Genomic DNA, 7659 nt, shown 5'->3' with positions numbered 1-7659 from the left:
AGGGATGATATTCTTAATGGTAAGAAAGAAGCCCCGCCCCCTTGTACCGCAGGGGAGGACTTCAAAACCGTAAATCCCCCTCATTCATCCTAACGGAATTTCATCAGGGGACTTACTAGTGTTGTGGGTAAGCTAAAAGATATTCCCTTGTCATCCTGCGGAATTTCCGCGGGTGGGATTCATTAATATATGGTTAAAGAATAGAGGAGGGCATAAATGGCAACACGTAGGAAATTTGGAAAGGTTAAAGTTATGACACAGAGGGATGATAATTTGTTGAAACAACTATCTAATTCAGGTTTGTGTACCATGGAACAAGCAAAAACGCATTGTGGCTTAAATAGAGACAGACTTTTGAAGCTTGAAAAATCAGGATATATACGAATAGAAAGAACTAACCCAAGAGGAGGAGCAATGATAGAGGTTGCTCGATTAGATAGAAAAGGAAAAGAATATAGTAAAAATAGTCTTGGTACAAAATATTTTTATAAGACTAGTATTAATCAGGTTGGCCATGATTTGAAGCTAACAGAAGCATATTATCAGGTTATGAGGGATCATAAAGGAGCAATATGGAAAAATGAAACGCAAATAACTTATGAATATAAAGAATTACTTATTGGTGGGAAAGATTGCGTTGATGCGGTTGTTGTACTGGACGGAGATACCTTTGCAGTTGAGGTAATAGGGCATAAATACACACAAGAAACAATTAATAATAAGATTGCTAATGGTAATAGGATTGCAGGGGAAACAATTTTGGTATAATTCCTTTATTTATAAGCATTTAACAAGAAAGGAATGATAATAATGGGTTACAAAATAGAAGTAAGAACGGATATTATAGACCCCCACACATATTTAGATGCAGAACTGAACTATAAGGAACTATTAGAAGTAATAAATAAATGTGGAGGATATGTATTGTTCCAACAGCTCTATAAGTGGTTTGGAAATAAATCAAAGGGGTTTAGAGAAATTAAAAAGCTCGAGGATCTTCTCTTGTTTGGTTCAGAGCAACTTAATAATAATAAATATGTTTACCTAAAGAGTACAGCTTTGAAATATATAAAATATAAAGATGTTGAGAAGGAAGTTAAAGAAACTAAAGTCAATAGGTTACTACAGAAACCTGGATTTAGGCCGATTATGAATAGTGTTTATTCTTTTCAATATCTACTAGAAAAAAAAGAGTCTATTAATGAGGAAAGTTCACTAAAAGCCTTTGAAATGTTTGTTTCTAAAGCTAGAGAAGTATTTAATAAAGACAAATTCACAAATTTACATCTAGGAAAGATAGTAAAAAATGAATATGTGCAGCAGCTTATTATCAAATTAAAAATTTTGGGAGATAGAAATGGTATATTTTTAAAAAATTATATACCGGAAGCCGAATTTAGTAAATCAAAACTTGAATTTGTGTGGTTCGATTTTGATCAAAATTTGGGTGAAAATCCAGTTTTAAAGACTTTACAACTTATCTCGAAGTTTTTAAATAATGTTGGTACAACTGGAAAAAACAATTTGTTTAATTGCTGTAAGTTTTCTCTTGAAATAATAACTATAAGCGAAGAAAGAAAAAAAGTTATAGAGCAATTAAGTGAAATGGCAATAGAAAACATTGATAAAAAGAACTCTTTTCATTTAAAAAGCAGTATTAGAGCTAAAGCAATCCATGTAATATCTAACTTGGAAGAAATTAAGTATGTTGTTTTTGTAGAAATAGAAGGGTACTTGAAAATTTCTACAAAAGGAGATAATGAATTTAATTTTATTAATAATATTGTAGTGGATAGGCTAGAAGAATTAAAAAATCACTTAAAAGGAGAGGGTAAATAGATTGGGAGCATTATTAAATATAATAATTGTTGTAATAATTGTAGGGGTAATTTATCAAATGTTCTTAAGTAATAAAGACCAGAAAGATTATGACCCAAGAAAAAGTAAAATTCCTGAATATAATAAAGCTAATTATATAACACCACCAAAGGAAACAGATGGATATACCCCAGAAGCCCCAAGTGGAGAAAAAGTTTTATTTGCAGAAACACAGCCAGTAATTAGTAAAGCAGAACTAGCAAAAATGGAATTAAAGAAGAGTAGCATACTTTTAGGGAAAGATATAAATGGATTTGAAGATTTTTATATATCTTCTAAAGAACTTAATGGAATGTGTTTAATAGTTGGAGCGACTGGGGCCGGCAAGACCGAGTGTATCAAGACTTTGTTAGAATATCCTTTGAAGCATAGTAGCAATTGTCCAATCATAGTCGTTGACGGGAAGGGTGATCCGAAATTCCCAAATGAATTAGCACAGGCTTGTAAAAAATATAATAGAAACTTTAAATTATTCAGTTGTAACCCAGATGAATCAATGCACTACAACCCTTTAAGACATGGATTATATACAGAATTAAAGGACAAGCTTATAAGTTTATTCGAGTTTAGTGATGATTATTATAAAAACCAGTCAGAAAGATTTTTGCAAGGTGTTTTTAAATTGTTATTACTTCCAGAAACAAAAGAGCTTCTAGGATATCAAGTTATAGATTTTCAAATCCTTATTAGGGCTTTTAGTATGGCAGTTGTAGAGAATTTAATAGAGCAAGTAGGAGAGCCTGCATATTTTATGAAATCTATATTAGAAGAAGCAGACCCTAAGGCCATAACTGGATTTTCCGCAAGACTTAAAACTATAGCAGAAAGCGAACTGGGGGAATTATTTGTTGATACCCAAGACACTAATGTGATTGATCTTATGGATAGTATAGAAAATAATGATGTTATATTTTTCTCGCTAGATAGTTTGAAATATGCTGAATATGCACAAATGTTAGGAAGACTAGTAATTGCAGATTTAAAAACAGTTGCTCCAAGGTTTGCAGATAAGGGAAAAGAAGTTTTTACAGTATTCGACGAATTTAATGTATTTGCAAGTGAAATAATAGTGAATCTTATCAATAAGACAAGGGCTTACGGTTTTAGGAATATTATGGGAACTCAGGAACTTGCAGATATGATAATTAATGGCGACGAAAAATTACTCCGTCAAGTATGGGGAAATACAAATGTGAAAATAGCATTAAGACAAGATGTTTCGACTTCTCAAGAAGCCTGTGCTATAGGGGTAGGAACACAGGATTTATATAAGCCTACTATTTCCAAAGGTAGTTCTGGTAGTAGTGATGAAGTTAGTAATAGTATGAGCGTGACATTAGAAGAAGAATTTTATTATAAAGCTCGTGAATTTGGAATATTGGGAATTGGTGAAGCAATAATATTTGTAAAAGTTCCAGAGTTCAGACACTCAAAAATAAGAATTAGGATGGTGAATTAACATGATTTTAATACCAATATTTAATATAATTTATAATCTAACATTTATAAGCATTTTCCAATATGTATTAACAAGCTTTATACCTACCCAATACTTGCCTTTTAATGGGCCTGTAAGAACTTTAATTTTATACTTATTCCTTTTATTTGGTATGTATACACAAACTGGTCAAACGTGTGTTGCCTTATTTGCTAGAGGTAGAAATGTAATAGGAAGGGAAGAGATAATTTTACAACCTATTATTGAACAATTAAAGGATAGAACAGACATTAGAGGGTATTCTGCACCAGTGCATTTGCAATTTAAAATATTAGATGCACTAAATAATTTGACAGGTAAGAAAATTAAAGTTCTTGATAGAAAAGTAAACCGAATGAAATACGAGTATCTTACTGGAACAGTAAAAATATTCGCCTTTGATAGCCTGGATATAGAGACAAATTCTTATGGAAATTCAATTTTTATATCAAAAGGTGCGCTAGATACACTTACATCTGGAGAATTAAGAGCTGTTATACATAACGAATTTGCACAAATAAAGACTAATATTTCAAATATGAGACTACTACATGATGGAAATATAGTATTGGGACGTATTAGTGCAGTAATGGTATTAATAATTGCACCGATTGTTCTAGGAATAGGCATGGCAGGCACTTTAATAGCAAGTTCTTCTTCTTTAGGTATCATGAGTTCTAGTGGTACTACCATTGCTTCTTCTATTGGATCGGGATTTACTAAGGTATTTATAATAGGCGTATTATCTGTAATTTGTATAATAAGGTTAATCGTAGATATAGCTAGTAAAAAATGGGGTAACACAATTTATATGTTTTACGAAAGAAAGATATTTATAAAGGCTGATAGATTAACACACAAATCAGGATTTTCAGTGGATATGTTGAAATATTTAGAAAAATTATATGTATTTAAATTGGGAAATAAGGAAGTTGGAAAGTTGTTTGTTGAATTAAGACCTTTGGTTGCATACAGAATTAACTATTTTGATAATGTCTTAGGCAAAAATAGAGAGCTTTCAGAAGAAAATTATGCGTGGTCATCTAACTATATGGAAAGGGTTCAAACCGTTAATAATAATAAAAATACGTAATTAATAGAGTATAAAAGGGGGAAAATTAAATGTATTGTCCACGATGTAAAGTTGAAATAGGTACGGAAACATTTTGCGAGAATTGCGGAGGGGCTACGGTTGCGAGTGATGAAGTTGCAGCGGTTATAGTGCCAGAAACAAAAACATCTCATTTAAATCAGGAAGAAATTAAAATAAAGCCCAAAAAAGTCAAAACTTCAAACTCCTCAATAAAAAAAGTTATAAGCATTGTAGTTATAGGAGCATTGGCAATAGGGGGATTAGTTGGGTATAAGACTTTACAAACAAAATATACACCTAAGAAAACAGTTGAAAGTTTCTATAATTATATAGTTAAAAAAGATTATGATAATGCCTTTAAATTAATTGCTAATACGGACGATAAGTTTATGAATAAGGAAAGTTTTAAAGTAGCTATGGAAAAGAATAACGTTAAAACATTCTATATTAAAAATTATAATAAAAAAGACTTTCCACAGAGCTATAGCCAAGACATAACGCAACAAGGAATTGAAGATAATTTAAGTAACAATATGTTTACAGTACAAGGAAGTGGAAAACTCTACCCTATTGGAGTTGATGATAATGGTACAAAATTTGTTTTCTTTAAAAATTATAAAATAAATGCTGATAGCTTCGCAATTAATTGGCAAATGACAGCTCCATTGGGGGCTAAAGTTTTAGTTAATGGAAATGCACCTGACTTATCGGACGAACCTAACCTTGACGAAACACCTATGACTAATGAGTTGTATAAGCCTTCTATTTCATTGTATAAAATAGATAAAATTTTTAATAGCTCATATGATATAACTGCCACAATGGAGGGTGCAGAGGATTTTAAAGTATCTAAAGCTCCGGCAGGAAAGACAGTAACTATTATATTAAAGCCAAATTCTGAAACTATTAAGAGTTTACAAGAACAGACAAAAACATATTTAGATTTATTCTATTCAAATGCCACAGAAGATAAATATGCTAATGTTTTAACTGTTAATAATGATGTAGTATCGAAAATGAGTGCTTTTGGTACTATTGATAAGGTGATAAATAAACTTGAAGATTTAAAAATAACAAAGTCACAGTTGGATGACGCAAATCATGCCACAGTTAGTGCTAAAGGAACAGTGTCTTATGAAGATAGCTCTATGGTTGAGTTTGGAATGGCTAAAGATGTTGGTAAAAAGGACATGACAATAGATTTGTACTTTGAAAGAGTTGATGGTAAATGGCTTATAACCGATACCTCAGGGGTAATTTAATAAATATCAAAGGGTGCTATTTAATAGCACCCAACCTAAAATGTATATCTTAGATAATCGTTGCAACCGCTTATCTAACCATTTAAATAAGTAAACAAAACAATACAAATCTGTTTACCTTTTATCAACTTAATTTTAAACTAATATAATTTAAAATGCAATAAACGAAAATATAGAGAATTAAAGGAGTATTAATATGAAAAAAATATTATCATTTATTATAATTTTTGCTATGTTGATTGGGTTGTTTCATCCAATAAAAACATACGCATTAACTTTAACTAATATAGGGGATGGATATCAGTATGATGAAATGCCTGACCATACTCAAAGCAATTTCATCATATTTAAAAACAATTCAACTAATGTACCGAATTTGTGTTTTTTTGATAAAGAAGATACTACAAAAAAACTATATGTTAGTGATACGTATATAAATAGTGAAGATGAATCACCTGTTGTAAATATTAATATGTATAAATTGGTAGGTACAACATGGACAAGTAGTGGCTATTATGCTTCATTTCCATTTGTAACAAGTCGTATGGGGGAAATATATTACTCCACAGCTGACATTTATAACAGTGATATGACTACTATTAATCATCCATCAGACTTAGGACATTTAGAGGCCTTAAGCGGATTTGATTGGGTACAAGATACAATACAAGGTACGAAAACAACAACAATACCTACAGGAACATTAAAGTATTATATAGGAACATCAAACAATGTTCCAAACTTCGGAGATAGTTCAGATGGATATCTATATAATTTAGAACCTGATACAAGTATACAGTGCCTACCAAATCAGCATATTTATATTGTATCAATTGATAATTCAAATAAAATAATTGGATATTTAGATGTACCTATAACAGAGTCTATGTGTAAAATTAATAATGATATACCAATACCGGATTTAAAAGTGTATAGAACATTTAATATTATAAGTAAGGATCATTTAGGCAATCCAGTTGCTAATGCTTGGGTTTATATTTACAATAAAACATTAAATTTTAAAAAATGGGCTTTCACAAATGCAGAAGGTAAAATCACATTTACCAATGTTCCTATTTCGGATGTTGGGTTTGATGATTTTATTATTCGCTCGAGCAAGCTATACTATTGGTCATCTGTTAGTTTTAATTCGTTTTCTAAAGATTCAGGTGTGAGTAATTCTAAAGATTTCGGTGTGAATAAGATTATAAATATAGATCCTATTGATTTAAAGGAACCAATCCCTAGAACTCTACTAGTTAACGTTAGTAAATTTAATCCTAAAGTAGGAATTGAAAATGTATTCGTAAATGTTGACCAAAAGGATGATTTAAGCAATTCAGGTTATCCAGAGGATTTAGTAGAGTATTTATATTCTTCTACACATAGAGAGGGATATACCGATAGTTTAGGACAGATAGTTTTTACTGTTGATAATGTTGGTGCAAGCGATAACGGCCAATACCTTGTTAGTGCTTTAAAAGAAAAATATAAAAGTAATATAATAAGTTTAATGTTAAGCGGGTCTTATCTATTCCCAGAAGATACAATTTTGGACCTTGGTATTCCGGTAGGTTCTGCAACGATAAAGTACCAGGACGAGAATGGAACAGACTTAGAAGCTCCTACGGTGAATGATGATTTAGACTTAGGCACATATAATTATGATCCTAAAGAGTTTTCAGGATATACAACAGATGATACTACAAAATTAATAACACTAATAGAAACAGATAAAGACCAGGTAGTTATATTCAAATATACAAAGGTTGTAGCTCCACCAGTGATAATAAAGGGAAGTACAACGATAAAGTACCAGGATGAAGACGGAATAGACCTAGAAGCTCCTACGGTGAATGATGATTTAGACTTAGGCACATATAATTATGATCCTAAAGAGTTTTCAGGATATACAACAGATGATACTACAAAATTAATAACACTAATAG

6 protein-coding genes are annotated in these 7659 nt (G+C 31.1%); all 6 read left to right on the top strand.

Going from position 1 to position 7659, the window contains the following annotated elements:
• Nucleotides 1-216: 216 nt before the first annotated feature.
• Nucleotides 217-768: a hypothetical protein gene (locus KPL55_RS24895; protein WP_216309453.1), complete on the top strand. Its 552-nt coding sequence runs from the start codon at nucleotides 217-219 to the stop codon at nucleotides 766-768.
• Between the two features lie 42 nt (nucleotides 769-810).
• Nucleotides 811-1839 (top strand): hypothetical protein, encoded by a 1029-nt coding sequence (locus KPL55_RS24890; protein WP_216309452.1) that lies wholly within the window; start codon nucleotides 811-813, stop codon nucleotides 1837-1839.
• A 1-nt stretch (nucleotide 1840) separates the two neighbouring features.
• Nucleotides 1841-3337 carry a type IV secretory system conjugative DNA transfer family protein gene (locus KPL55_RS24885; protein ID WP_216309451.1) on the top strand — a complete coding sequence of 499 codons (1497 nt, stop codon included), beginning with the start codon at nucleotides 1841-1843 and terminating at the stop codon, nucleotides 3335-3337.
• 151 nt (nucleotides 3338-3488) lie between these two features.
• Entirely contained in the window at nucleotides 3489-4448 is a 960-nt protein-coding gene (locus KPL55_RS24880) for a hypothetical protein (RefSeq protein WP_216309450.1), read from the top strand.
• Between the two features lie 29 nt (nucleotides 4449-4477).
• Complete coding sequence (locus KPL55_RS24875) at nucleotides 4478-5710, top strand: zinc ribbon domain-containing protein (protein WP_216309449.1); 1233 nt, start codon at nucleotides 4478-4480, stop codon at nucleotides 5708-5710.
• Nucleotides 5711-5906: 196 nt separating this feature from the next.
• On the top strand, nucleotides 5907-7659 hold a 1753-nt coding region (locus tag KPL55_RS24870; protein ID WP_216309448.1), incomplete at its 3' end, for a MucBP domain-containing protein.

This window comes from Clostridium lacusfryxellense (genome assembly GCF_018861735.1).
GTDB lineage: Bacteria > Bacillota > Clostridia > Clostridiales > Clostridiaceae > Clostridium_AD > Clostridium_AD lacusfryxellense.
The sequence above is the reverse complement of the archived record's forward strand: the minus strand, read 5'-3'. Positions and strand labels throughout refer to the sequence as shown.

Coding starts and splice junctions, on each gene's coding strand:
- KPL55_RS24890 (WP_216309452.1), top strand. CDS start 811: ATGGGTTACAAAATAGAAGTAAGAACGGATATTATAGACCCCCACACA.
- KPL55_RS24880 (WP_216309450.1), top strand. CDS start 3,489: ATGTATACACAAACTGGTCAAACGTGTGTTGCCTTATTTGCTAGAGGT.
- KPL55_RS24895 (WP_216309453.1), top strand. CDS start 217: ATGGCAACACGTAGGAAATTTGGAAAGGTTAAAGTTATGACACAGAGG.
- KPL55_RS24875 (WP_216309449.1), top strand. CDS start 4,478: ATGTATTGTCCACGATGTAAAGTTGAAATAGGTACGGAAACATTTTGC.